At 65.2% G+C, this 24,687-nt stretch carries 21 protein-coding genes and 1 pseudogene; 18 read left to right on the forward strand and 4 right to left on the reverse strand.

Features of this window, described 5'->3' with window-relative positions; genetic code table 11:
• Positions 1 to 12: 12 nt before the first annotated feature.
• A complete protein-coding gene (gene map, locus BLEFHOIH_RS11270; RefSeq protein WP_088345434.1) occupies positions 13 to 846 on the reverse strand; it encodes a type I methionyl aminopeptidase in 834 nt (277 codons plus the stop codon).
• 225 nt (positions 847 to 1,071) lie between these two features.
• Between map and BLEFHOIH_RS11275 the strand changes: the two genes are divergently transcribed.
• From BLEFHOIH_RS11275 to nhaA, 10 genes and pseudogenes are all read left to right on the forward strand, one after another.
• Positions 1,072 to 2,331, forward strand: a complete 1,260-nt coding sequence (locus BLEFHOIH_RS11275) for a multidrug effflux MFS transporter (protein WP_088345436.1) — start codon at positions 1,072 to 1,074, stop codon at positions 2,329 to 2,331.
• 248 nt (positions 2,332 to 2,579) lie between these two features.
• Positions 2,580 to 4,112: a signal recognition particle protein gene (ffh, locus tag BLEFHOIH_RS11280; RefSeq protein WP_088345438.1), complete on the forward strand. Its 1,533-nt coding sequence runs from the start codon at positions 2,580 to 2,582 to the stop codon at positions 4,110 to 4,112.
• 86 nt (positions 4,113 to 4,198) lie between these two features.
• Entirely contained in the window at positions 4,199 to 4,498 is a 300-nt protein-coding gene (locus tag BLEFHOIH_RS11285; RefSeq protein WP_088345440.1) for a GIY-YIG nuclease family protein, read from the forward strand.
• Between the two features lie 65 nt (positions 4,499 to 4,563).
• On the forward strand, positions 4,564 to 4,926 hold the full coding sequence (rpsP, locus tag BLEFHOIH_RS11290) for a 30S ribosomal protein S16 (RefSeq protein ID WP_088345442.1): 363 nt from the start codon (positions 4,564 to 4,566) through the stop codon (positions 4,924 to 4,926).
• A 275-nt stretch (positions 4,927 to 5,201) separates the two neighbouring features.
• Positions 5,202 to 5,750: a ribosome maturation factor RimM gene (gene rimM, locus BLEFHOIH_RS11295; RefSeq protein WP_088345444.1), complete on the forward strand. Its 549-nt coding sequence runs from the start codon at positions 5,202 to 5,204 to the stop codon at positions 5,748 to 5,750.
• A complete protein-coding gene (locus BLEFHOIH_RS11300; RefSeq protein ID WP_088345446.1) occupies positions 5,734 to 6,216 on the forward strand; it encodes a GNAT family N-acetyltransferase in 483 nt (160 codons plus the stop codon). Before rimM ends, BLEFHOIH_RS11300 begins: the two co-directional genes overlap by 17 nt.
• A gap of 2 nt (positions 6,217 to 6,218) precedes the next feature.
• Positions 6,219 to 6,917 (forward strand): tRNA (guanosine(37)-N1)-methyltransferase TrmD, encoded by a 699-nt coding sequence (gene trmD / locus BLEFHOIH_RS11305; protein ID WP_088345448.1) that lies wholly within the window; start codon positions 6,219 to 6,221, stop codon positions 6,915 to 6,917.
• Between the two features lie 237 nt (positions 6,918 to 7,154).
• Positions 7,155 to 7,496, forward strand: a pseudogene (gene rplS / locus BLEFHOIH_RS27605) (50S ribosomal protein L19); the annotation flags it as partial.
• A 335-nt stretch (positions 7,497 to 7,831) separates the two neighbouring features.
• A complete protein-coding gene (leuC, locus tag BLEFHOIH_RS11315; RefSeq protein WP_088345450.1) occupies positions 7,832 to 9,232 on the forward strand; it encodes a 3-isopropylmalate dehydratase large subunit in 1,401 nt (466 codons plus the stop codon).
• A 107-nt stretch (positions 9,233 to 9,339) separates the two neighbouring features.
• Positions 9,340 to 10,557 (forward strand): Na+/H+ antiporter NhaA, encoded by a 1,218-nt coding sequence (nhaA, locus tag BLEFHOIH_RS11320; protein ID WP_088345452.1) that lies wholly within the window; start codon positions 9,340 to 9,342, stop codon positions 10,555 to 10,557.
• Between the two features lie 21 nt (positions 10,558 to 10,578).
• Here nhaA and BLEFHOIH_RS11325 read toward each other — a convergent pair whose 3' ends face one another.
• A complete protein-coding gene (locus BLEFHOIH_RS11325) occupies positions 10,579 to 11,424 on the reverse strand; it encodes an SHOCT domain-containing protein (protein ID WP_088345846.1) in 846 nt (281 codons plus the stop codon).
• Between the two features lie 181 nt (positions 11,425 to 11,605).
• On the opposite strand from BLEFHOIH_RS11325, the gene BLEFHOIH_RS11330 reads away from it, so the two are divergent.
• Positions 11,606 to 12,112, forward strand: coding sequence for an MgtC/SapB family protein (locus tag BLEFHOIH_RS11330; protein WP_088345454.1), 507 nt, complete (start codon positions 11,606 to 11,608; stop codon positions 12,110 to 12,112).
• A gap of 36 nt (positions 12,113 to 12,148) precedes the next feature.
• Here the strand turns inward: BLEFHOIH_RS11330 and BLEFHOIH_RS11335 are convergent, their stop codons facing one another.
• The gene (locus BLEFHOIH_RS11335) at positions 12,149 to 12,445 is read right to left on the reverse strand and encodes a hypothetical protein (RefSeq protein ID WP_088345456.1); all 297 of its coding nucleotides are present in this window, start codon (positions 12,443 to 12,445) and stop codon (positions 12,149 to 12,151) included.
• Between the two features lie 312 nt (positions 12,446 to 12,757).
• Between BLEFHOIH_RS11335 and BLEFHOIH_RS11340 the strand changes: the two genes are divergently transcribed.
• The 3 genes from BLEFHOIH_RS11340 to BLEFHOIH_RS11350 all read left to right on the forward strand — a co-directional run bounded on the left by BLEFHOIH_RS11340 (position 12,758) and on the right by BLEFHOIH_RS11350 (position 17,975).
• Positions 12,758 to 14,155 (forward strand): MATE family efflux transporter, encoded by a 1,398-nt coding sequence (locus tag BLEFHOIH_RS11340; RefSeq protein WP_088345458.1) that lies wholly within the window; start codon positions 12,758 to 12,760, stop codon positions 14,153 to 14,155.
• Between the two features lie 195 nt (positions 14,156 to 14,350).
• Positions 14,351 to 15,313 carry a TAXI family TRAP transporter solute-binding subunit gene (locus tag BLEFHOIH_RS11345; protein ID WP_088345460.1) on the forward strand — a complete coding sequence of 321 codons (963 nt, stop codon included), beginning with the start codon at positions 14,351 to 14,353 and terminating at the stop codon, positions 15,311 to 15,313.
• A 67-nt stretch (positions 15,314 to 15,380) separates the two neighbouring features.
• On the forward strand, positions 15,381 to 17,975 hold the full coding sequence (locus tag BLEFHOIH_RS11350; RefSeq protein WP_088345462.1) for a TRAP transporter permease: 2,595 nt from the start codon (positions 15,381 to 15,383) through the stop codon (positions 17,973 to 17,975).
• A 234-nt stretch (positions 17,976 to 18,209) separates the two neighbouring features.
• Here BLEFHOIH_RS11350 and BLEFHOIH_RS11355 read toward each other — a convergent pair whose 3' ends face one another.
• On the reverse strand, positions 18,210 to 18,539 hold the full coding sequence (locus BLEFHOIH_RS11355) for an iron-sulfur cluster assembly accessory protein (protein WP_088345464.1): 330 nt from the start codon (positions 18,537 to 18,539) through the stop codon (positions 18,210 to 18,212).
• Between the two features lie 136 nt (positions 18,540 to 18,675).
• Between BLEFHOIH_RS11355 and BLEFHOIH_RS11360 the strand changes: the two genes are divergently transcribed.
• From BLEFHOIH_RS11360 to nagZ, 4 genes are read left to right on the forward strand one after another with little or no spacing between them, the layout of a single operon-like run.
• Entirely contained in the window at positions 18,676 to 19,884 is a 1,209-nt protein-coding gene (locus tag BLEFHOIH_RS11360; protein WP_088345466.1) for a deoxyguanosinetriphosphate triphosphohydrolase, read from the forward strand.
• 55 nt (positions 19,885 to 19,939) lie between these two features.
• Positions 19,940 to 21,700 carry an arginine--tRNA ligase gene (argS, locus tag BLEFHOIH_RS11365; RefSeq protein ID WP_088345468.1) on the forward strand — a complete coding sequence of 587 codons (1,761 nt, stop codon included), beginning with the start codon at positions 19,940 to 19,942 and terminating at the stop codon, positions 21,698 to 21,700.
• Positions 21,701 to 21,752: 52 nt separating this feature from the next.
• On the forward strand, positions 21,753 to 23,576 hold the full coding sequence (locus BLEFHOIH_RS11370) for an SPOR domain-containing protein (RefSeq protein WP_088345470.1): 1,824 nt from the start codon (positions 21,753 to 21,755) through the stop codon (positions 23,574 to 23,576).
• 4 nt (positions 23,577 to 23,580) lie between these two features.
• Positions 23,581 to 24,591, forward strand: a complete 1,011-nt coding sequence (nagZ, locus tag BLEFHOIH_RS11375) for a beta-N-acetylhexosaminidase (protein WP_210191710.1) — start codon at positions 23,581 to 23,583, stop codon at positions 24,589 to 24,591.
• Positions 24,592 to 24,687 lie beyond the last annotated feature (96 nt).

The following is a 24,687-nucleotide window of genomic DNA, read 5'->3' on the forward strand; positions in this document are numbered from 1 at the left end:
AGACGGCAGACTTCAGTCCCTGAGGACGGTGCCGTAATAAGGCGGCTTGTGCCAGCCGCGCGGCGAATAGGTGAAGATCTCGCAGCCCTCTTCCGTCACGCCGACGCTGTGCTCGAACTGCGCCGAGAGCGAGCGGTCGCGCGTCACGGCGGTCCAGCCGTCCGACAGCATTTTCACATGCGGCTTGCCCAGATTGATCATCGGCTCGACGGTGAACAGCATGCCCGGCTCCAAGACCGCGCCTTCGCCCGGCTCGCCGTAATGCAGGATGTTCGGGCGGTCGTGGAAGACGAGGCCGAGGCCATGGCCGCAGAAATCGCGCACCACGCTGCAGCGCTCGGATTCGGCGAAAGCCTGGATCGCGGCGCCGATATGGCCGACCGTATTGCCGGGCTTGACCGCGCCGATGCCGCGCATCATCGCCTCGTGGGTGACGTCGATCAGCCGTTCTGCCTTGCGCGAAATCTCTCCGACCGGATACATGCGGCTGCTATCGCCGTGCCAGCCGTCGACGATGACGGTGACGTCGATATTCACCACATCCCCCTCGCGCAATGGCCGGGGACCGGGAATGCCATGACACACGACATGGTTGACCGAGGTGCAAATAAATTTGGTGTAGCCGCGATAATTCAGCGTCGCCGGCACTGCATCATTGGCCAGGATGAAATCCAGCGCCACTTCGTCGAGCCGCTCCGTCGTCACGCCGGGCCGGACGTAATCGGTGATCATGTCGAGCGCTTCGGCGGCCAGACGCCCGGCGCGGCGCATGCCGGCAAAGGCTTCGGGCCCGTGGATCTTGATCTTGTTGGAGGTCGGCGAAACCGGCCTTTCGATGAACGTCATGAGAGCTTCGACCTTGCGCGGGCGTGAACAGGTAGCGTTTGACACATCATGTTACGAGAAATCCGATATTTAAATAGGCTTGCCAAGCCGTTCTTTGAAGTCCAGGTAATATTACGAGGTGACCGAACCGTTCGGTCCGGCCCCATGTTCAGAGTGCAACCGCACCGAGACCGGCTCCGCGCCACGGCTCAAAGCCGGCGCGTCCGAAACACGTTCGCATGGATCATGCTGCAAACAACCACGCCGCCGCCTGCCGCGCTCGCCAGCCGAGAGCAACCTTTTCCCGAATTCGTCGGCCTGATCGCGCTGATGATGGCGCTGACCGCCCTCTCCGTCGACATGATGCTGCCGGCTCTGGGCGAAATCGGCCATGATCTCGGCCTGGAGGCCGGCAATGACCGGCAGCTCATCATCACCTTCTATCTGGCCGGCTTCGCGGCCGGTCAGCCCTTCTTCGGCCCGCTCTCGGACCGCTTTGGACGCAAGGGCCCGCTCTATCTCGGCCTCGCTTTGTTCGCCATCGGCTCGGTCGCGGCGACGCTCGCGGAAAGCGCAACGGCCATGTTCGCCGCCCGCGTGCTGCAAGGCTTCGGCGCCGCCGCGCCGCGCATCCTCGCCATCGCCATCGTCCGGGACCGCTTCGCCGGGCGGCGGATGGCGCGCGTCATGTCCTTCGTCATGATGGTGTTCATCGCCATGCCGATCCTCGCCCCCTCGATCGGGCAGGCGGTGATGCTGGCGGCCCCCTGGCGCGCGATCTTCGCGGTGCTGCTGCTCGCCTGCCTCATCATTCTGGTCTGGTCCTGGCTGCGGCTCGCCGAAACCCATGCCGCCGGCTACCGGCTGCCGCTGTCGCCCGCCCGGCTCTTCGAGGCCATCCGCGCCATCATCACCCAGCGCCAGACGGCAGGCTACGCCATCGCCTTCGGCTTTATCTTCGGCATCCTCCTCAGCTATGTCGCGAGCGCCGAGCAGATTTTCGTCGTCGTCTACGGCCTCGGCACCAGCTTCCCGATCGTCTTCGGCGCCATCGCCTCGGCGATGATCGTCGCGTCGCTGATCAATGCCCGGCTCGTCGAGCGGATCGGGATGCGGCGCGTCTCGCATGTCTCGCTGCTGGCGCTCGCCACCGCCTGCGGCATCGTCGCCGCCTTCGGCTTCCCGGAAGCGCCGCCGCTGATCGCCTTCGGCCTGTTTATGGCGACGGTGTTCTTCTGCTTCGGCCTGATCGGCCCCAATTTCAACGCCATGGCCATGGAGCCGGTCGGCCATATCGCCGGCACCGCCTCCTCCTTCATCGGCTTCTATACGACCGCGTCGGGTGCGGTGTTCGGCTATTTGATCGGCCAGTCCTTCGACGGCACACTCCGCCCGCTCTCCATCGGCATCACGGCTTTGGTGCTCTGCGCCCTCGTCACCGTGCTGATCACCGAGCGCGGCCGGCTGGCGCGGCCGCAGCACGCGCCGCCCCCGGAGCCGAAATGAGGCCCATCCGGGAGTTTGCGCGGTTGACGCCCGGGCCGGAACCGGCTTAAACATATTCGCAATCTGAAAGCCGACGCTTTTCAGTGAACCTTGCACATGGCCGCAGGCCGGGAGGCAAGGCGCATCCCATCCGCCAGCGATGCTCGCCCGCGGATGCGTTTTTGTTTGGACGATGCATTGCGCGAACTTGCTCAGGCCTCCGGCGCTCCCTAGGTCTGTGACACCTGACACGGGAGCAAGGTTGAAAGATGTTTGACACCCTTTCCGAACGCCTTTCCGGCATCTTGGACAAGCTCACCGGGCGCGGCAGCCTGTCCGAGGCGGATGTGGCGACCGCCATGCGGGAAGTGCGCCGCGCCCTGATCGAGGCCGACGTCGCGCTCGAAGTGGTGCGCTCCTTCACCGACCGGGTGCGAGAGAAGGCGGTCGGCCGCGAGGTGGTGAAGTCGGTCACCCCCGGCCAGATGGTCGTCAAGATCGTGCATGACGAGCTGGTCGCGACGCTCGGCAAGGACGCCGAACCGCTCGACCTCAACGCTGCCTCGCCCTTCGCCTTCATGATGGTCGGCCTGCAGGGCTCGGGCAAGACGACGACGACGGCCAAGATTGCCAAGCGGCTGATCGGGCGCGACAAGAAGCGGGTGCTGATGGCCTCGCTCGACACGCGCCGGCCCGCCGCGCAGGAGCAGCTCAAAATCCTCGGTGAGCAGAACGGCATCGACACGCTGCCCATCGTCGCCGGCCAGACGCCGCCGCAGATCGCGCGCCGGGCGATGGAGGCGGGACGGCTCGGCGGCTATGACGTCGTCATGCTCGACACTGCCGGGCGCCTCCATATCGACGAGGCGCTGATGGCGGAGATGGTGGAGATCCGCGACGCCACCCATCCGCATGAGACGCTGCTCGTCGCGGACTCACTGACCGGCCAGGACGCCGTGAACCTGGCGCGAACCTTCGACGAACGAATCGGCATTTCCGGTATTGTTCTCACCCGTATCGACGGCGACGGGCGCGGCGGCGCCGCTTTGTCCATGCGCGCCGTCACCGGCAAGCCGATCAAGCTGCTCGGCACCGGCGAAAAGATCGATGGCCTCGAGGATTTCCACCCCGAGCGCGTCGCTGGCCGCATCCTCGGCATGGGCGACGTGGTCAGCCTGGTCGAGCGGGCGGCGGCGACCATCGACGCGGCGCAGGCCGAGAAGACCGCCCGCAAGATGCAGAAGGGCGAGTTCGACCTGCAGGATCTGGCCGACCAGCTCAAGCAGATGCAGAAGCTCGGCGGCATGTCCTCGATCCTGGGCATGCTGCCCGGCATCGGCAAGATGAAGAAGCAGCTCGACGGCGCCAATCTCGACGACCGCATGTTCAAGCAGCAGGCCGCCATCATCTCCTCGATGACTCCGAAGGAGCGCCGCAACCCGAAGATCCTGCAGGCGAGCCGCAAGAAGCGCATTGCGGCCGGCTCCGGTACGAGCGTGCAGGAGGTCAACAAGCTGATCAAGATGCACCGCCAGATGGCCGACATGATGAAGTCGGTCTCGAAGGGCAAGGGCGGTCTGGCGAAAATGCTCGGCATGGGCGGCGGCGGCCTGCCCCCGGAAGTGACGCCGGAAATGCTGGAGGCGGTCAAGAGCGGCAAGATGCCGGGGGGCCTGGGCGGTTTGCCGGGTGCCGGGCTGCCGAGCGGCGGCCTGCCGGGATTGCCTGGGCTGGGCGGTCTGCCGAAGGGGTTTCCGGGTATGGGCGGCGGGTTTCCGGGGCTGCCGGGGAAGAAGAAGTGATGGGCGAACGCTCTTCCCTTCTGCGAAATCCCCGCGAAGGCGGGGATCCAGTAACCCCGGTGGTGCTGGCGTGACTGTGCATCAAAATGGGCAAGGCACCCTGCTACGTTTACATCCTCGCAAGCCGTCTTGGCGGCACGCTGTACGTGGGGGTAACGAGCAACCTCACCGCCCGCGTTTACCAGCACAAGCAAGGCGCCGTTGATGGCTTTGCGAAGAGATACAGGGTGGACCGGCTCGTTTATTTCGAGTCGGTTGATGATCTGGACGCGGCGGTCTTGCGCGAAATGCAGATTAAGAAGTGGGATCGTAGCTGGAAGGTTCGACTGATCGAAGAGGAGAATCCGAATTGGGTCGATCTCTATCCGGAAATTGCGACGCCGTGAGTACTGGATCCCCGCCTTCGCGGGGATTTCGGGAAATTTGAATTTACAATAACAGGAACCAACACATGCCACTGAAAATCAGACTTGCCCGGGGCGGCGCGAAGAAACGGCCCTATTACCGCATCGTCGTCGCCGAGGCGACCGCGCCGCGCGATGGGCGCTTCATCGAGCGCATCGGATCGTGGAACCCGATCCTGCCCAAGGACAGCCCCGACCGCGTCGTGCTCGACGAAGAGCGCGTCAAGCATTGGCTCTCCGTCGGCGCGCAGCCGACCGACCGCGTGCTGCGCTTCCTCGACGCCGCGGGCATCAAGAAGCGCGAGGCGCGCAGCAATCCGAACAAGGCCAAGCCGGGCAAAAAGGCGCTCGAGCGCGTCGAGGAGAAGCGCAAGAAGGCCGAGGACGCGGCCGGCGAAGCGGCTGCGTAAGCGGTCGCCCGCTGACGTGGCGCGTGTCGGGCGGAAATCCGCCAGCCGCGAGCCGCGACGCGCCAAGAACGAGATTCGGTGGCTGCTCCCTTTCCCCACGCCGCGCACCACGGGCACGGCCGGACTCCCTCTCCCATGGGGAAAGGCTGGGGTGAGGGGGTAATGCCTCACCGATAGTTTGTAACCCCCTCACCCGGCACGCTTTCAGCGCGCCACCCTCTCCCACTGGGAGAGGGAAACAAGCGGCGCTCCTTCTGCGCTCTCAGGGCTACCCGATGGACAAAACCAACGGCCGATCCAGCGACGCGACCAGCAGCCTCGTGCTGCTCGGACGCATCGCGGGCGCGCACGGGCTGCGGGGCGAGGTGAAGATCAACAGCTTCACCGCCGCGCCCGAGGACATCGCCGCCTACGGCCCGCTGACGGACCCGGCCGGTCGCAGTTTCACCATCCGCAGCCTGCGTCCGCTGAAAGGCGGCGCCGTCACCGCGCAACTCGCCGGCATCTCCACCCGTGACGCTGCCGAGGCCCTGCGCGGCACCGAACTCTATATCGAGCGCGAAAAACTGCCCGAGCCCGATCCGGATGAGTGGTATTACGAGGATCTCATCGGCATGGCCGCCGTTTCGCCCGAAGGCGCCCCCATCGGCGAAATCGTCGCGGTGCAGAATTTCGGCGCGGGCGATCTGCTCGAGATTCGCTCGCCGGATGCGCGCCAGACGCTGTTCGTGCCCTTCACCGAGGCCACCGTGCCGGTCGTCGACATCGAGGCGCGACAGGTCACCGTGCTGTTGCCGGAGGAGATCGATGACAAGGACGAATGACGCCGAAGCCGCCCTCTCCTTCCGCGAGGCGACCCGCGCCGACCTGCCGGCGGTCATCGCCCTGCTGGCCGACGACCCGCTCGGCAAAAACCGCGAAATGGCCGGGCTCAGCGAGCTGCCCGAGCCCTATATCCGCGCCTTCGAGGCCATCGACGCGGACCCGCGCAACCAGATCATCGTCGCCGAAACCGGCGGCGAAATCGTCGGCTGCCTGCAATTGACTTACTTGCTCGGCCTCACCTATTCCGGCGGCGAGCGCGCGCAGATCGAGGGCGTGCGCGTCCGTTCCGGCCAGCGTGGCGCCGGGATCGGCAAGGCGCTGCTCCGCCACGCCATCGACCTCGCCCGCGAGCGCGGCTGCGTCCTGGTGCAGCTCACCTCCGACAAGCGCCGCGCCGAGGCCATTGCCTTCTACGGCGCGCTCGGCTTCACGGCCAGTCATGAAGGCCTCAAACTCCGGCTCTGACCATGTGGACCGCCTGCGTCCTGACCATCTTCCCCGAAATGTTCCCCGGCCCGCTCGGCCTCAGCCTTGCGGGGCAGGCGCTGGCGACCGGGCTGTGGCGGCTCGACGCCATCGACATCCGCGACTTCGCCACCGACCGCCACCGCTCGGTCGACGACACCCCGGCGGGCGGCGGCCCGGGCATGGTGATGCGGGCCGATGTGCTCGGCGCGGCTATCGACGGGGCGCGCGCCAAACATCCGGGCCTGCCGCTGATCTATCCCTCGCCGCGCGGCACCCCGCTCACGCAGCGCCGCGTCCGGGCGCTCAGCGCAGGGCAGGGGATGCTGCTGCTCTGCGGCCGCTTCGAGGGCGTCGACCAGCGCGTGCTGGAGGCGCGGCAGGCCGAGGAGATTTCGCTCGGCGATTACGTGCTCTCCGGCGGCGAGCTGGCGGCCATGGCGATGATCGACGCGGCCCTGCGGCTGCTGCCGGGCGTCATGGGTGCGGCGGCGTCGGCCTCGGAGGAAAGCTTCGAGTCCGGCTTGCTCGAGTACCCCCACTACACCCGCCCCCGCGAATGGGAAACCCGTAGCATCCCGGATATCCTTCTGTCCGGCGATCATGGACGGATCGCCAAATGGCGGCGGGCCCAAGCCGAAGCAATCACCCGCGCCCGCCGGCCCGACCTGTTGAAATCCGGCGGCGGCGATGAAACATAAGGGCAGGCGCAACCCAGACGTCGCACCCTTCACAAGGCGTTCATTCTTGGCGCCCAAGGGCATCGACAAGCGCGATTTTATGGATTATCACATGCCCAGTCTCCCGACATGCCGGCGCCTGCGAGCAAGCTCTTGCGGTCGATGCCGGTTTGGCGCGGCATTACGCCCGTCAAAAAGGAATTCAAGCGCAGCGAAATCGGCGCGACCGGCAAGCTGGCCAAGCAAAGGGCAACAGCCATGAACATTATTCAGGAATTTGAGAAAAACTACGTTGCCGAGCTTACGGCCAAGCGGCGCGTCCCGGATTTCAGCCCCGGCGACACCGTCCGGGTCAACGTCAAGGTCGTCGAAGGCACGCGCGAACGCGTCCAGGCCTATGAAGGCGTCTGCATCGGCCGCTCGGGCGGCGGCCTGCAGGAGAGCTTTACGGTCCGCAAGATCTCCTATGGCGAGGGCGTCGAGCGCGTCTTCCCGATCCATTCCCCGCTGATCGATTCGATCGAGGTCGTGCGCCGCGGCAAGGTCCGCCGGGCAAAGCTCTATTATCTCCGCGGCCTGCGCGGCAAGGCGGCCCGCATCTCCGAGCGCACCGACGCGCGCGCCAAGGCCCAGGCCGCCCGCGAAAAGATCATCAAGTTCAAGAAGCCGAAGGGCGCCCCGGACGACATCAAGGCCATCAAGGGCATCGAGGACGTCTACGGCAAGAAGCTGAACGACCTCGGCATCATCACCTTCGCCCAGATCGCCAACCTGACCGACGAAGAGATCGCCTTCCTCGACGATCATCTGGTCCTGCGCGGCCGGTTCGAGCGCGAGGATTGGGCCGGCCAGGCACGCAATCTGATGGCCGAATCGACCGTCAACGAAGTTCCGGTCGAAGAAGACGCAACGACTGAAAAAAAATAGGATTTGAGATGAGCAAGACGCTGTACGACAAAATCTGGGACGATCATCTGGTCGATGAACAGCCGGACGGCTCTTGCCTCATTTATATCGACCGCCACCTCGTGCATGAGGTGACCAGCCCGCAGGCCTTCGAGGGCCTGCGCATATCCGGCCGCAAGATGCGCGCGCCGGAAAAGACGCTCGCCGTCGTCGACCACAACGTGCCGACCACCGATCGCTCCAAGGGGATCGATGATCCCGAATCGCTGGTGCAGGTCCAGGCCCTGGCGACCAATGCGCATGATTTCGGTGTCGAATATTACGATGAGCGCGACGTCCGCCAGGGCATCGTGCATGTGATCGGCCCGGAGCAGGGCTTTACCCTGCCCGGCATGACCATCGTCTGCGGCGACAGCCACACCTCGACGCATGGCGCGTTCGGCGCGCTGGCGCATGGCATCGGCACGTCAGAGGTCGAGCATGTGCTCGCCACCCAGACGCTGATCCAGGCCAAGGCCAAAAACATGCGGATTACGGTCGACGGCCAGTTGCCGCCGGGCGTCACCGCCAAGGATATCATCCTCGCCATCATCGGCGAGATCGGCACCGCCGGCGGCACCGGCTATGTCATGGAATATGCGGGCGAAGCCATCCGCGCTTTGTCGATGGAAGGCCGGATGACGGTCTGCAACATGTCCATCGAGGGCGGCGCACGGGCCGGGCTGATCGCGCCCGACGAAAAGACCTTCGAATATATCAAGGGCCGCCCGCGCGCGCCGAAGGGCGCCGCCTGGGATGCCGCCATGCGCTATTGGGCGACGCTGCGTTCGGATGACGACGCGGTTTTCGACCGCGAAGTGCGTCTCGATGCGGCCAGCCTGCCGCCGATCGTCACCTGGGGCACCAGCCCCGAGGACGTCGTCGCCATCACCGGCGCGGTTCCCGATCCGGCGGCGATTGCGGATGAGGGCAAGCGCGCCTCGATGAACCGGGCGCTCGCCTATATGGGCCTGACGCCGGGCACCAAGATGACCGACATCGCCATCGACCGCGTCTTCCTCGGCTCCTGCACCAATGGCCGCATCGAGGATCTGCGCGCGGCGGCGAAGGTGCTGGAAGGCAAGCGCGTGCATGAGAAGGTGCAGGCGATGGTGGTTCCCGGCTCCGGCCTCGTGAAGGCGCAGGCCGAGGAAGAGGGTCTGGACAAGATCTTCATCGCGGCCGGCTTCGAATGGCGCGAGCCGGGCTGCTCGATGTGCCTCGCCATGAACCCGGACAAGCTCGCCCCGGGCGAGCGCTGCGCTTCGACCTCGAACCGCAATTTCGAAGGCCGCCAGGGATTTAAGGGCCGCACCCATCTGGTCTCGCCGGCCATGGCCGCAGCGGCGGCGGTCGCCGGGCATTTCGTCGACATCCGCACCTTCGGCTGATCTCGTGTTCCGTTCCGGGCGGCCGGCTTGCGTCCGAGGCCGCCAGGGAACGGGCAGCCCTGCCCGCGGGTTCCTAATGCGTCACACGAGCCGCTTGGAACCTGATTATGGCCGCTGTCAGCCGCGCCTCGGACGCGATCCGCGAGTTTTTGCGGCTTGAACAGGCTGGCGGCGTTCTGCTGGTCATGGCGACGCTCCTCGCCATCCTTCTGGCAAACAGCCCGCTCAGCGGCGCCTATCGCAGTTTCCTCGAAATTCCCGGCGCGATCCAGATCGGCGCGCTCAATATCGCCAAGCCGCTGATCCTTTGGGTCAATGATGGGCTGATGGCCGTCTTCTTCTTTCTGATCGGCCTCGAGATCAAGCGAGAATTCAAGATCGGCGAATTGTCGAGCATCTCGCAGGTGGTGCTGCCGGGCCTCGCGGCCATCGGCGGCATGGCGGCGCCGGCGCTGATCTATATCGGCATCAATTGGGGCCTGCCGCAGAGCTTGAACGGCTGGGCAATTCCCGCGGCTACCGACATTGCTTTTGCCCTCGCCGTGCTCTCGCTCCTGGGAAACCGGGTTCCGGCCTCGCTGAAGATCCTGCTGCTGGCCATCGCCATCTTCGACGACCTCGGCGCCATCGTCATCATCGCCTTCTTCTACAGCGGCGGCCTGTCGCATGAAGCGCTTCTGCTCGCGCTTGTGCCTATTGCGGCCCTCGTCGCGCTCAATCTGCGCGGGGTGACATCGACGCTGCCTTATCTCCTCGTCGGGATCGTGCTCTGGGTGTTGGTGCTAAAATCCGGCGTCCATGCCACCCTCGCCGGGGTGATCACGGCGCTCGCCATTCCGCTGGCGCCGGCAGGCGACGGAGACCGCACCGTGCTGGAGGATCTCGAACATGCCTTGCATCCGTGGGTGGCCTTCGCCATCCTGCCGCTTTTCGCCTTTGCCAATGCGGGCGTTTCCTTCGAAGGCATCGGGTTGGAAAGCCTTTACGAGCCGGTGACGCTCGGCATCGCGCTAGGCCTGTTCGCGGGCAAGCAGATCGGCATATTCGGCATGCTCTGGCTGGCGATCATCTTGCGGATTTCGCCGATGCCGAAGAATGCCCACTGGCTGCATTTGTATGGCGTCTCGGCGGTCGCCGGCATCGGCTTCACGATGAGCCTGTTCATCGGCTCGCTGGCATTTTCGACCGGCGCCTACGAAGCGCCGGTCCGGCTTGGCGTTCTGGTCGGATCTCTGGCCTGCGCGGGCTTTGGCTATGTCTTGCTGAGGCTTGCTAGCCGCCCCGACGAGACCTCGCACAAGGCCGTGCGGCAGGCCGAAATCTGATCGGTGCGTCCCGCCGCCCCTCTAAAGCCGCTTCAGCAATTCCGCCTTCTTCGCGCTGAACTCCTCGGCGGTCAGCACGCCTTTTTCCTTCAGCTCGGCGAGGCGTTCGAGCGCGGCGAAAATCGCGTCGGACGACACGGCGGATTCCGGCGCCCGCATCTCGCTTCGCGGCGCCGATGCGGGCACGCTCGACTGCCAGTCCGGCGTCGCCTCGGCCGTGCGCCACTCCGATCGCAGCGTCTCCTGGCGCCCGCCATCATCGACGCGGGGAAGGCTCTCCACCCGCACCAATCCGTGCTGGCTGGTGAAGCTGATCGAGGCGTCGCCGCTCTGCTGCTGGCCAAAACCCTGGATCGAGTGGTCAAGGGTGTCGAACACCTCCACCCGGCCGCCAATGTCGATCGCCAGCCGCTGCCGGTCGGGGAAATAGGCGTAGCGCACCGAATTCTGTGCGCCGGTCGCCGCCGGCTGGCCAAGGTCACCCGGCCACCAATGGCCGGAGCCGCCGCCCGATTGCGGCACGAACACGCTCGCCCCGCCGCCATATCCAGCGCCGCCGCTCTGCGACTGCGACTGGAAGCTCCCGGCCGCCGCGCCGAACGGGTCGCGGCCGAGCAATTCCGACAGCTCCGAGCACACCGCGTCGACCTTCGCCTTCAGCCCATGATTGAACATGTCGCCGACCATGGTCATGCCGCCGCGCAGCCACTGGCCGCCGCCGCCGAGTTCGGGATGGTTGAACTGCGCCATCGTGCCGCCGCCATTGGCGACCGCTTCGAGCAGCGTCCTCACCGCGTCGACGCTCAATCCGTGGCGCTGAGCGATCTCTCCGACAATCCGTTCGCCTTCAGGCGTGAGCGTGCGCATGGCGGTCTTCTCCAAGGGGTCAGCGGGACGGCGTGGGATAGTTTGGCATAAACGCAGGCGATTTTCGCCCGGCGATGCGGAATAACGGGCCAGGCCGGGAAAAGGTTCGCGCCCGGAACGATCTCGCCCTGCGGCGGTTCCCTCCGGCACAAAACGTCAGCAATGGGAGAAAAGCCGCAAGATGAGCTGGACCGCGTTACTCGATTCGACCCGCACCCACGCGCCGGAAATGGAAATCGCATTGCGGCTGGTGCTCGCCTCGGTGGCCGGCGGCATCGTCGGGCTGGAGCGCGAGATGCGCGATCGGCCCGCGGGCCTGCGCACCCATATGCTGACGTCGCTGGCGGCGGCGGTGTTCACCATCATCACCTTCGAGATCTTCCACGCCTTCCGCAGCATCGACCCGGCCGCCAGCATGGACCCGATCCGCATCGTCGAGGCGGTGACGGCGGGCGTCGCCTTTCTCGGCGCCGGCACGATCCTGCGCGGCGACGGCAGCGTCAAGGGACTGACGACGGCGGCCAGCATGTGGCTCGCCGGCGCGCTCGGCGTTGCCTGCGGCGCGGGGCTCTACACTATCGCCATCATGGCGGTGGCGCTGGTCGTCGCGATCCTGACCGGCGTCCGCCGTCTGGAGCGCCGGGTGACCGGCAAGAGCGCGCCGGCAAAGGAGCGTCCGGCCGTTTAGGGCCCGGCGGTTCCCGGCCGGGCGCGGGGCGCGCGCTCAGCGCTCGGCATGGGGGAAGGCCAGGCGTGCCGCCAGGCTCGCCAAATCTGAAGAATACTCGCTCGGCCTGGCTGAGTTAATCATCGCCGCATTCAAGCAATTCTGAAGCATGGAGCGGTGGTTTTCCATCTGCTCGTAATTCTTTATGTATTTTTGAAGCCGCTTTTCAGCTAAGTCTTTCGCATCTCCCGAAGTCCGGTAGGTGCGTACACGCTGGTTAGTGATGCGCTCAGCCACACGGCTGAGATAGACATCGGTCAGCACGATCTGATCTCGAATCAAGGCTTTAATCACGGCAACAACTCCGCTGACTGCGCCATTGCAGTCCGACTAAAAAACTTCGCTTACAAAACAATAACCTAATTAGTTGCATTGTAGCAACCCTTACCCTTCATGCGGGATTCGGGGCCCGGCTGGCGGCACGTTGGGCAAAACGAGACGGCCGCCGCCTGTCTCCCAGGCACCCCGGCGCCCGAGATCGCCGCAAGTTCATAATTCCCGGTAAAGTTTTGTTTCCTCTGACTTTCTCCAAATCTCCACACAATTCGGGGGGATGCTGGGCGCGAGCCATTCGCCGTCACCGCATGGGCAGAGCAGGAGAACCGGATGCCGCGCGACGCCGTCGCCAACAACGTTTTTATCCATGGCCCGCTCGGCGCGATCTTCGCAAGGACCGCGCTCCCGATCATCCTTGTGATGAGCATGCACGGCCTGCACACCGTCGTCGACGCCATCTTCCTCGGCTTTTTCGTCGGGCCGGACGCTCTTGCCGCCGTCACATTGATGTTTCCGGTCTACATGCTGATTGTCGCCTTGACCTCGCTGGTCACCAGCGGCATGTCGAGCCTGATCGCGCGGCGGCTGGGCGGCGGCAGGTTCGATGAAGCGCGGGCGATCTTCGCCGGCGCGCACGGTTTGGCGATCGCCATCAGCGGCGGCCTGATCCTGCTGTTCCTGGCATTCGGGCGCCAGGCGGCCCTGTTGGCGGCCGGCGGCTCGGCGCCGCTCGCTGCCATGGGCCACAGCTATCTGGCCATCGTCGTGCTCTATGCGCCGCTCACCTTCCTGCTCTCGGTCAGTTTCGATGCGCTGCGCAGCGAAGGCCGCATCGGCTTCATGGCGTCGATGAGCCTGCTGGCGTCCCTCGCCAATATCGGCTTCAACTACCTCCTCATCGCGCAGATCGGCCTCGGCGTCGCGGGCTCCGCCTATGGCACGGTCATGGCGAACGCCCTGGCACTCGCCATCATCCTCGGCTTTCGCCTGAGTGGCCGGACCGAGCTGAGGCTGACCGCACTCCTTCGCTACAGCCCGATGACAGGCTGGCGGCAGATCCTGGCGCTCGGCGCTCCGCAAAGCCTGAACTTCATCGGGATCGCGCTGATCTCGGCCGCCATCATCACCGCCTTGCAGATCGAGGCGACCAGCAGCTACGACGCCACCGTCTCCGCCTACGGCATCATCACCCGCATCATGACCTTCGTCCTCCTGCCGCTGCTGGGCTTTGCCCACGCCTTGCAGACGATCGCCGGCAACAATTACGGCGCCGGTCTCTGGCACCGGTCGGATGAAAGCCTGCGGCTCGGCGTCACCATCGCGCTGATCTATTGCCTCGCCGTGGAAATCATCCTCATCGGCTTCGCCCATCCCATCGCCCTCCTGTTCGTCAGCGACGGGGAGGTCGCCGGTGAGGTGGCGCGGATCATGCCGGTGATCGTCGCGATGTTCTTCGCGGCCGGACCATTGGCGATGATCGCGACCTATTTCCAAGCCATCGGCGATCCCCGCCGGGCGGCGCTGCTCGCCCTGGCAAAGCCCTATGGCTTCGCGATCCCGCTGATCTTCCTGCTCCCCGCCGCTTATGGCGAAGAGGGGATCTGGCTCGCCGGCCCCGCCGCCGAGGTGCTGCTGCTTTGCCTCACGGCCATCGTGCTGATGGACACGGCACGCGACCAGAAACTGAAATGGGGGCTGTTCAAGGCAAGCGGTCAGGCGGTGCAATGAGCGGGACACCGTGTGCGGGATGGCATCCCGCTGATGCCTTGAGCGACAGGCGGACCGAGGCTTCCCGGTCCGGAGGGCGCCATCCAGGCGCATAAAATTCTCCCCCAGGCGGGAAAACAGTTCAAATCCGCGTGATGCCTATAGTAGGCTCGCCGGGCTGGATTGCATGCTGTCCATCAAAAGGGGAACGAGATCATGAAGATAACCGCATTTGCGGGTGCCGCTGCCCTCGCCTTGGCTCTGGCGGCTCCGGCCTCCGCCCAGCAGAAATTCGTCACCATCGGCACCGGCGGCGTGACCGGCGTCTACTACGCCGTCGGCGGCGCCATCTGCCGCCTGCTGAACAAGGACCGCGCGACGACCAAGATCCGCTGTTCGACTGAATCGACCGGCGGCTCGGTCTTCAACGTCAACGCCATCAAGTCGGGCGACCAGGAATTCGGCATGTCGCAATCCGACGTGCAGTTCAATGCCGTCAAGGGCCTTGGCCAGTTCAAGGATGCGGGACCGGTCGCCGATCTGCGCGCCGTGTTCTCCGTGCATCCGGAGCCCTTCACCGTGCTGGCGCGCAAGGAAGCCGGCGTCACCAAATTCGAGGATTTCAAAGGCAAGCGCTTCAATATCGGCAATCCGGGTTCGGGCACCCGCGCCTCGATGGAGGAATTGCTTACGGAACTAGGCTGGAAGACCACCGATTTCTCGCTCGCCTCCGAACTGAAGGCCGACGAGCAGGGCACCGCGCTTTGCGACAACAAGATCGACGGCTTCTTCTACGGCGTCGGCCACCCCTCCGCGGCGATCCAGGATCCCACCACCGGCTGCGGCGCCAAGCTCGTCCCGCTCGAAGGCCCGGCCATCGACAAGCTGGTTGCCGAGAAGCCGTATTTCTCCAAGGCGACCATCCCCGGCGGCATGTACAGCGCCAATCCCAACCCGACCAGCACCTATGGCGTCGTCTCGGTGCTGCTGACTTCGGCCAAGGTGCCGGACGATGTCGTCTATCTGCTAACCAAGGCGGTGTTCGACAATTTCGACGAGTTCAAGAAGCTGCATCCGGCCTTCGCCAATCTCGATCCGCAGGCGATGATCAAGAACGGCCTGTCGGCGCCGCTGCACACCGGCGCAGTGAAATATTACAAGGAAAAGGGCTGGATGTAGCCCAGAGGCGAAACGGCGAGGCGGCTTAAGGGCCGCCTTGCTTTTATGACGGATTGTGGGGGCAGACATGGCCGATGACACCGCCGCTCCGGTCGCCTCGCGCGCCGAGCTCGAGCAACTGGTCGCCGAATCCGATCTCGGCGGGCGGCGTCCCGGCGGCCTTGTCGGCAAGTTCCTGACCCTCCTCGCCATTTCCTGGTCGCTGTTCCAGCTCTGGTACGCCTCGCCGCTTCCCTACGTGCTGAATTTCGGCATTTTCAATGACGGCGAAGCCCGCGCCTTCCATCTCAGCTTCGCCTTCGCGCTCTGTTTCCTCGCCTATCCCGCCTTCGCCAGCTCGCCGCGTGACCGCGTCCCGACGATGGACTGGCTGCTGGCGCTCGCCGGCATCGTCTCGGTGCTCTATCTGGTCGTCTTCTACCGCGAGATCGCCATGCGCCCCGGCCTGCCGACCACCGCCGACACGGTGATGGCGGCCATCGGCGTGGTGCTCCTGCTCGAAGCCTCGCGCCGCGCCGAGGGGCCCTGGATGCCCGTCATCTTGATCGCCGCGCTGATCTACGTCTTCACCGGCCCCTGGCTGCCCGGCCTCCTGGCGCATAAGGGCGTCTCGCTGTCCCGCGCCGCCTCGCATTTCTGGATCACCTCGGAAGGCGTCTTCGGCGTCGCGCTGGGCGTGTCGACCAATTTTATCTTCCTGTTCGTGCTGTTCGGCGCGCTGCTGGAGAAAGCCGGGGCGGGCAACTGGTTCATCCACGTCACCTTCGCGCTGCTCGGACGCTTCCGCGGCGGACCGGCCAAGGCGGCCGTCGTCTCCTCCGGCCTGACGGGCATGATTTCCGGCTCGTCGGTCGCCAATGTGGTGACGACCGGCACCTTCACCATCCCGCTGATGAAGCGCGTCGGCTATACGCCGGTGCAGGCGGGCGCCATCGAATGCGCCGCCGGCGTCAACGGACAACTCATGCCGCCGGTGATGGGCGCAGCCGCTTTCTTGATGGCCGAATATGTCGGCATTTCCTATGCGCAGGTCTGCATGCACGCGCTGATCCCCGCGCTGCTGACCTATGGCGCGCTGTTCTATGTCGTCGACCTCGAAGCCATGAAGGCCGGGATGAAGGGCGTCGCCTCGACGCGCCGCCGCACGTTGAAGGATTCCGCGATCAAGGCCGTGATGACGCTATGCGGCCTCGTCATTCTCGCCAATGCCGTCTATTTCGGCCTCGGCTGGCTGAAAACCCTGTTCGGCGAATCGTCCGGGCTGGTGACGATTGTGCTCGGCGGCGTGGTCTATATCGCCTGCGTCTGGCTGCGGGCAAAGAGCCACGATCTGCCTGAGGAGGACCTGACCACGCCACTCGTTGCCTCCGATTTCTATGACAGCGCGCGCACGGGCCTGCATTACCTCATCCCCGTCACGGTGCTGATCTGGTGCCTGATCGTCGAGGAGATGTCGCCCGGCCTCGCGGCTTTCTGGGGCGTCGTTGCCATGGCGGCGGTGGTGCTGACGCAGCGTCCGCTGACAGCATTCTTTCGCGGCGAGAGTGGTTTAGCCCGACATCTCGAGCGCGGCGCTCGCGATGTCATCGCCGGGCTGGAGACCGGAGCGCGCAACATGATCGGCGTTGGCATCGCGACCGCAACCGCCGGCATTCTGGTCGGGGCGGTGACGCTGACCGGCGTCGGGCTGGTGATGACCGAGATCGTCGAATATCTCTCCGGCGGCCAGATCGTGGTGATGCTGATGCTGGTCGCGGTGATCTGCATCCTGCTCGGCACCGGCCTGCCGACCACGGCAAGCTATGTCGTGGTGGCGACGCTGATGGCGCCGGTCGTCGTCGAACTGGCGGCGCAGAACGGCCTCGCCGTGCCGCTGATCGCCGTCCATATGTTCGTCTTCTATTTCGGGCTGATGGCGGACGTCTCGCCGCCGGTCGGACTGGCCGCTTATGCGGCGGGCGCCATCGCGGGCGCCGATCCGATCAAGGTCGGCTGGCAGGCCACCTGGTACGAGGCCCGGACGGCACTGCTGCCGTTCATCTTCATCTTCAATCCGCAATTGCTGCTGATCGACACCGGCGGCATCGTCAACATGGTGATCGTCATCGCCTGCGCCATCGTCGCCATGATCGCCTTCTGCGCGGCCTTCCAGGGGTTTTTCCTCACCCGCAGCCGCTCATGGGAGACCGCCGCGCTGCTGCTCGTATGCTTCACGCTGTTCCGGCCGAATTTCTGGATGGACCAGATCTTTCCGCCGACCCGGAATTTGCCCGCCGCGGAGCTCGACCGGGTGATCGGCGAGACCGAAGCGGGCTCGGCGGTGCGGCTGAACATCCAGTCCACCGACGTCGCCGGCGATGATGTGCTGAAGACCGTCCGGCTGACGCTCGGCAAGTCCGGCGATGCGCGTGAGAAGTTCGGCGCGACCGGGTTGATGCTGTTGCCGATGGGCGGCGAGCCGATGGTGACGGGCGTGCGGCCGGGATCGGAAGCGGCGCGGCTGAAACTGCGCCAGGGCGACAAGATCGACAGCGTGATTGTCGATGCCGAGCGGCCCGAGCCGTTCCTGTTCGCGCTGCCTGCCCTGGCGCTGCTGGGGCTGATCGCCATGATCCAGCGCACGCGACGCCGCGAGGCGGCTGCCGCTGGAGTGGTCGCTTAGAGACCATCCACAGGCCGTCGCCCCGGCCGTTAGAGCCGGGGCCCACTCGCGTCACGAAATTCCGCAGTGCTGGCCGATGGGCCATTGGGTCCCGGCTCACCGCTTCGCGGCGTCCGGGACGACGAAAAGGAGCTTGATTCTTGTAGCCCTCTCTCACGGGAGAGGGAGCTTGGTCGTGCCATGGGTTCAAGGGCGGCGGTCCACAGCGCGCAGGAGCGCGCGCGCTTCGCCGCGTCAGATCGTGAACGACGTCCCGCAGCCGCAGGAGGCCGTCGCGTTCGGGTTCGTGATCTTGAACGAGGCGCCGATCAGGTCATCCACGAAGTCGATCTCGGAGCCGTTCATGAACGGCATCGAGACTTCGTCGATGAGCACGGTCGCGCCCTGCTTCTCGATCACATGGTCGCCGTTCTCGCGGTCGGCGACGAGGTCGAAGGCATATTGGAAGCCGGTGCAGCCGCCTGCCTTGACGCTGACGCGGAGCATCGTCGCCGCAGCTTCTCCCGCGATGATCTCGGAGATGCGCCGCGCCGCGCGGTCTGTCACATGAACGGGTGTCGTCATTCTACCCACCGAATCACATAAATTGCCGTCAGAGTCGATTGCCTCTATGCAAGTGGGGATTGGGGGGCTTTTGTCAATCATTCCATGCCGGCTGCGGGAGGCGGCCTTCACGGAAGCAGGAGACGGGAATTTGCCGATGTCGATCCAGCCTCGTTACGCTGACCGGCTCGTCGCGGCCTATGCCTGCGCGGCCCAGGCGAGCCGTGGCCGGCTCTATGTGGAAGACGGCTGCTCGCTGCGCACCCCCTTCCAGCGCGACCGCGACCGCATCGTGCATTCCTCGGCCTTCCGCCGCCTCACCTATAAGACCCAGGTCTTCGTCTATCATGAGGGCGACCATTACCGCACCCGCCTCACCCACTCGCTTGAAGTGGCGCAGATCGCGCGCACGCTCGCCCGCATCCTCCGGCTCGACGAGGACCTGGCCGAGACCATCGCGCTCGCCCACGATCTTGGCCACCCGCCCTTCGGCCATGCCGGGGAGGAGGCGCTGCATGAAGTCGCCAAGCCGTTCGGCGGTTTCGATCATAACGCCCAGAGCCTGCGCACCGTCACCAAGCTGGAGAGCCGGTATGCGTCCTATGACGGACTGAACCTCACCTGGGAAACGCTTGAAGGGCTGGTCAAGCACAATGGTCCGCTGCTCGATGCCGCCGGCAATCCGACGCCGCGCTACGCCGCCGAGGGGCTGCCGCAAGCCATCGTCGAATATGGCGCGACCCACGATCTCGATCTCGCCAGCCATGCCTCGCTCGAAGCGCAGGTCGCCGCGCTCGCCGACGACATCGCCTATAACAACCACGATCTGGATGACGGTCTGCGCGCCGGGCTGATCGCCATCGACAAGCTGCGCGACGTGCCGCTGGCCGGCCGCTTCATCCAGGAGGTCGAGGCCAAGCATGGCGCGCTGCCGGTCAACCGGCTGATCTACGAGGTCAACCGCCGGCTGATCAGCGCCATGGTGCATGACCTTTCCGACGAAACGCTGCGCCGCATCGCCGAACTGGACCCGAAATCGGCGGACGACATTCGCAATGCCGGACATCCCGTCGCCGCCTTCTCCGAGGAGATGAAGCGCGACATGGCCGAGTTGCGCCGCTTCCTGTTCGCAGAATTTTATTTTCACCCGCGCGTGCAGGAGATCATGAACGGCGCGCAGAAAATCGTGACGGAGCTGTTCAACCATTTCCTGGCGCATCCGGAGGACTTGCCCGAAGGCTGGCGCGAAAAAGCCATCGGCGACCGCAAGGGCCGCGTCATCTCCGACTTCGTCGCCGGCATGACCGACCGGCTGGCGCTCGACACCCATCGGGGTCTATTTGACGACACGCCGCGATTGCGTTAGCGGGTACCAAGCGCCATCTGGCTCGTTCACACTCAAAGACATCGGCAATTGCAGCATGAATATCTTTACCCATTTCGAGGCGCGGTTTCATGAGGCGGCCGAGGCGCTGAAGGCCGAGGGCGTGCTGCCGGCCGACAGCAATACCGCCTCGCTGACCGTCGAGCCGCCGCGCGATGCCAGCCACGGCGACATCGCCTCGAACGCCGCCATGGTGCTCGGCAAGCAGGCGAAGATGGCGCCGCGCGACCTCGCCGCCCATTTCGCCAGGAAGCTCGAAGCCGACCCCGACATCGCCAAGCTCGACATCGCCGGGCCCGGTTTCATCAACATCACGCTGAAGCCGGAATTCTGGCCGCGCCTGCTGAAATCCATCCTGGAGGGGGGCGACGATTACGGCCGCTCGGCGCGGGGGCAGGGCGCCAAGGTCAATGTCGAATATGTTTCCGCCAACCCGACCGGGCCGATGCATGTCGGCCATACGCGCGGCGCGGTGTTCGGCGATGCGCTGTCCAACCTGCTCGCCTTCACCGGCCATGCGGTGACGCGCGAATATTACGTCAACGATGCCGGCGCCCAGGTCGATGTGCTGGCCCGCTCGGCCTTCATGCGCTACCGCGAGGCGCTCGGCGAGGATATCGGCGCGATCCCGGAAGGGCTTTATCCGGGCGATTATCTCCAGGCGGTCGGCGAGGCGCTGGCGGCCGAATACGGCAAGCGCCTGCACAATATGCCCGAGGCCGACTGGCTGCCGCTGGTGCGCGCCAAATCCATCGAGATGATGCTGGATCTCATCCGCACCGATCTCGCCGCGCTCGGCATCCATCACGACGTCTTCTTCTCGGAGCGCTCGCTGGTCGAGGGCAAGCCCAATCAGGTCGAGGAAACCGTCGAGGATCTGCGCGAGCAGGGGCTGATCTATGAGGGCATGCTCGCGCCGCCCAAAGGTAAGCTTCCCGACGATTGGGAGGAGCGCGAGCAGACCTTGTTCCGCGCCACCGATTTCGGTGACGATGTCGACCGGGCGCTGGTCAAGTCGGACGGCAGCTATACCTATTTCGCCTCGGACATGGCCTATCACCGGTCGAAGCTGCGCCGCGGCTTTGCACACATGATCAATGTTTTTGGTGCGGATCACGCCGGTTATGTTAAACGAATGAACGCAGCCGTCGCCGCCTTGAGCCATGGCGATGCGGATTTGGATATTAAGATCTGCCAGATGGTCCGTTTATTCCGGGCCGGCGAGCCGGTTAAGATGTCAAAACGTTCCGGGTCATTCGTGACCCTGCGTGAAGTGGTCGATGAAGTTGGACCGGGTCCGGTGCGTTTTATGATGCTTCACCGCAAAAATGACGCGATGTTGGACTTTGATTTCGCCAAGGTGCTCGAGCAGTCCCGGGACAATCCGGTGTTCTACGTGCAATACGCACATGCAAGAGCACAATCCGTTATGCGTAATGTCCAGGAATTAGCGCCCAAACTAGAAACAAGTGGAAAAGACCTCGCCGGCGCCCGGCTCGAGTTATTGCAGGATGAGGCGGAACTTGCCGTTGTAAAACGGTTGTCGCATTATCCCAGAATCATCGAGTCTGCAGCCGAGGCACATGAGCCGCATCGCATCGCTTTCTACCTCTATGAACTTGCGAGCGAGTTTCATGGATTATGGAACCGTGGCAAAGAGTTGCCACATTTACGTTTCATTATCGATGCCGATAGGGAGATTACCAGGGCGCGCGCCGGGCTGGTCGTGGCCGTCGCGCAGGTGATACGGTCGGGCCTTGGCATTTTGGGCGTTCAACCAATTTCTGAGATGCGCTGAAACTTAGCTCCGCTTGGGCCAAGCGGGGTTCAGGGCAAAGGAACAGTTGCACATGTCTATGTCTGACGATCCAAGAGGGTTCCGGCGCGGCCAACCCGGCAACCGTGACTATCCATCGTCTCAGCCGCAGCAGCAGCCATCGCGCGGCGCACGCCCCGCCCAGCCTCGCGACGACCGCTATGAAGGCTATCGACAGCCCGAACCGCCGCAGGCGCGTCCCGAGCGGCCGCAGCCGCCGCAGGAGAAACCGCAGCAGCCGGCCTTTTCCGCTTATCGTCCCGAGGCTTACGCCGCTCCCGAGCGCCGCCCGCCGGCCCGGCCGGAGCGCGCTGAATGGGAGGATACCCCCCGCAGCGCACCGCCCGCGCCGCCGCGCAGCATGCCCACCTCCGATCCGTTCCCGCGCACCCCGCCGCAGCCGCCATCGCGCGATCCCTATGCCTCCGGCCCGAGTGACCCTTACGCGCCGGCCTCCTCGCAGCGCGGCTACGAGAATGACTGGCGTCAGCAGGACCCCTATCAGGATCAGGGCGCGAACCAGTTTCCGAGCTTCTATCCGCCGCATGACGAGCCGTCGGCCGGCCCCGACGTGCAGTCGGTGCATAACCGTTTCTTCGCACCGGATCCCGAGCCGGAGCCGGCGCCGCCTGCGCAGAACCGCTTTCGCGGCTCCTTCGACGATCATGACCACGACCATGATTTCGGCGTGGACAGCCATTCCGGCTTCGGTTCCGAACCGGCGCAGCGCCATCACGGCACGCAGACCTTCAATTCCGGTTTCGACGATAAGCACGATTCCGATTGGGACAAGTTCGAGCAGGCGCCGCCGCCTGCTTCCGTGCGTCCTTTCCACCCGCCGGCAACCGTGCCCGACGATGATCTGGACGCCGATTTCTTCGCCGACGAGGACGATTATGACGGCGAGGATTATCCGGCCGAGCGCCGGGGCGGACGCAAGCGGATGATGGCCGCCGTGCTGCTCGGCGCGATCGTGACCGGCGGCGGTTTGGCGTTCCTCTATAAGTCTGGCGGCAATGGCAGTGCCGATGGCGACGGTCCGTCGCTGATCTCGGCCGACAACCGCCCGATCAAGGAAGAGCCGACCGAGCCGGGCGGGCGCGATTTTCCCAATAAGAGCAAGCTGATTTACGAACGCCTCGCCGGCGCTTCCGATGGCGAAGCGGGCGGTTCCAGGCTTTCCGGCGCTTCGACCGGCGGAGTGGTGAGCTCCGGCGGCACGCTGGAGGAGCGCATCGAGAATGCGCTGAAGGCGCAGAAGGACGAGGATCAGCCCACGGCCGCATCGGGCAAGGCAGCTTCGCCGGATGCGCCGCGCACCGTCCGCACCATGACCTTCGGCCCCGATGGCAGCCCGCAGGCCGTGCGCCCGAGCACGCAGCGCCTCGCCGCCAATCCGCCGACCACGCCGGACAGCGTTTCGCAGGGCATCGTGGTGACGTCGGAGGCAACCGCATCGTCGGCCCGCGACGTGCCGGGCGTAGACGATTCCGAGCGGCTGCCGACGGCGGCGCCGCCGCAGCGCGTCCGGCAGGCTCCGGGCCAGCGCGCGGCAGCCGTCGCCGAAGCGCCCGCACCCTCGATCAGCGAATCCGCCGGCGGTACGGGCAATTTCTTCGTCCAGATCGCCGCCCGCAACGATCAGGACGCGGCCATGACGGCCTTTGCCAGCCTGCAGCAGAAATATGCCGGCGTGCTGGGCAATCATTCGCCGTCGGTGCGCAAGGTCGATCTGGGCGACAAGGGCGTCTGGTACCGCTTGCTGGTTGGTCCGCTGGAGAGCAAGACCGACGCCGAGGAGCTTTGCAAACAGCTCCAGACCGCCGGTATGAAAAACTGTTTCGCCCGCAAGGATTGATGGTTTGCGGGCTTTCATCAGCGGCTGCGAGGGCCTCAGCCTGACGGCTGGGGAATTGGGCTTCTTCCGGGACGCCCGCCCCTGCGGCCTGATCCTCTTCAAGCGCAATTGCGGCGACGCCGACCAGATCCGGCGGCTCGTCGGCGACTTCCTCGAAGCGGTCGGCGACGAGCGTGCGCTGGTGCTGATCGACCAGGAAGGCGGCCGTGTGCAGCGGCTCGCCCCGCCGAACTGGCGGCGCTATCCCGCCGGCCGCCGTTTTGGCGACATGCATGCCGCCGACCCTGAGAAGGCGCTGGAAGCGGCCCGCCTCGGCGCGCGTATGATCGCCCGCGATCTGCTGAGCCTCGGCATCAACGTCAATTGCGCGCCCGTGCTCGACGTGCCCGCCCCCGGCGCGCACGACGTGATCGGCGACCGGGCCTATGGCGCGGCGGTCGCGGACGTGACGGCGCTCGGCCGGGCCGTCGCCGAGGGCTATCTCGAAAGCGGCGTGTTGCCGGTCATCAAGCACATCCCAGGCCATGGCCGCGCCGAGGTCGACAGCCACAAATCGCTGCCGGTCATCAAGGCGTCGCGCGCCGAACTCAGCCGCACCGATTTCGCGCCCTTCCATGCCTTGCGCGACATGCCGCTCGGCATGACCGCCCATATCGTCATCTCCGACATCGACCCCGACCGGCCCGCCAGCGCCTCGCCCATCGTCATCGCGGATATCATCCGCGGCGAGATCGGCTTCGACGGCCTTTTGATGTGCGACGATCTCGGCATGCACGCGCTGTCCGGCGATATGACCGAGCGCGCCCGCGCCGTGCTCGCCGCCGGCTGCGACGTCGCCCTGCATTGCGGCGGCGACATGCAGGAGATGCAGGCCGTCGCCGCCGTCGCCCCGGAGCTCGGCGGCGAGGCCATGCGCCGTTTCGATGCCGCCCTCGACCGCCTGACCGAGCCACAACCTTTCGACGTTGCGCGCGCTGAAATTCTTCTCAGCGAAGTTGTAGGCGAAATCGCGTGAATCAGCGATGATGCTAGGGATTTTAATCTCTTTTGCTTCAGAATCGGCATGAACGCGCGCCAGACAAAGCCCAATCCAGAGCAGGTTGACGAGCCG

It is taken from the genome of Rhodomicrobium sp. R_RK_3 (assembly GCF_002198715.1).
Taxonomy (GTDB): domain Bacteria; phylum Pseudomonadota; class Alphaproteobacteria; order Rhizobiales; family Rhodomicrobiaceae; genus R-RK-3.

Coding starts and splice junctions, on each gene's coding strand:
- map (WP_088345434.1), bottom strand. CDS start 846: ATGACGTTCATCGAAAGGCCGGTTTCGCCGACCTCCAACAAGATCAAG.
- BLEFHOIH_RS11275 (WP_088345436.1), top strand. CDS start 1,072: ATGCTGCAAACAACCACGCCGCCGCCTGCCGCGCTCGCCAGCCGAGAG.
- ffh (WP_088345438.1), top strand. CDS start 2,580: ATGTTTGACACCCTTTCCGAACGCCTTTCCGGCATCTTGGACAAGCTC.
- BLEFHOIH_RS11285 (WP_088345440.1), top strand. CDS start 4,199: ATGGGCAAGGCACCCTGCTACGTTTACATCCTCGCAAGCCGTCTTGGC.
- rpsP (WP_088345442.1), top strand. CDS start 4,564: ATGCCACTGAAAATCAGACTTGCCCGGGGCGGCGCGAAGAAACGGCCC.
- rimM (WP_088345444.1), top strand. CDS start 5,202: ATGGACAAAACCAACGGCCGATCCAGCGACGCGACCAGCAGCCTCGTG.
- BLEFHOIH_RS11300 (WP_088345446.1), top strand. CDS start 5,734: ATGACAAGGACGAATGACGCCGAAGCCGCCCTCTCCTTCCGCGAGGCG.
- trmD (WP_088345448.1), top strand. CDS start 6,219: ATGTGGACCGCCTGCGTCCTGACCATCTTCCCCGAAATGTTCCCCGGC.
- leuC (WP_088345450.1), top strand. CDS start 7,832: ATGAGCAAGACGCTGTACGACAAAATCTGGGACGATCATCTGGTCGAT.
- nhaA (WP_088345452.1), top strand. CDS start 9,340: ATGGCCGCTGTCAGCCGCGCCTCGGACGCGATCCGCGAGTTTTTGCGG.
- BLEFHOIH_RS11325 (WP_088345846.1), bottom strand. CDS start 11,424: ATGCGCACGCTCACGCCTGAAGGCGAACGGATTGTCGGAGAGATCGCT.
- BLEFHOIH_RS11330 (WP_088345454.1), top strand. CDS start 11,606: ATGAGCTGGACCGCGTTACTCGATTCGACCCGCACCCACGCGCCGGAA.
- BLEFHOIH_RS11340 (WP_088345458.1), top strand. CDS start 12,758: ATGCCGCGCGACGCCGTCGCCAACAACGTTTTTATCCATGGCCCGCTC.
- BLEFHOIH_RS11345 (WP_088345460.1), top strand. CDS start 14,351: ATGAAGATAACCGCATTTGCGGGTGCCGCTGCCCTCGCCTTGGCTCTG.
- BLEFHOIH_RS11350 (WP_088345462.1), top strand. CDS start 15,381: ATGGCCGATGACACCGCCGCTCCGGTCGCCTCGCGCGCCGAGCTCGAG.
- BLEFHOIH_RS11355 (WP_088345464.1), bottom strand. CDS start 18,539: ATGACGACACCCGTTCATGTGACAGACCGCGCGGCGCGGCGCATCTCC.
- BLEFHOIH_RS11360 (WP_088345466.1), top strand. CDS start 18,676: ATGTCGATCCAGCCTCGTTACGCTGACCGGCTCGTCGCGGCCTATGCC.
- argS (WP_088345468.1), top strand. CDS start 19,940: ATGAATATCTTTACCCATTTCGAGGCGCGGTTTCATGAGGCGGCCGAG.
- BLEFHOIH_RS11370 (WP_088345470.1), top strand. CDS start 21,753: ATGTCTATGTCTGACGATCCAAGAGGGTTCCGGCGCGGCCAACCCGGC.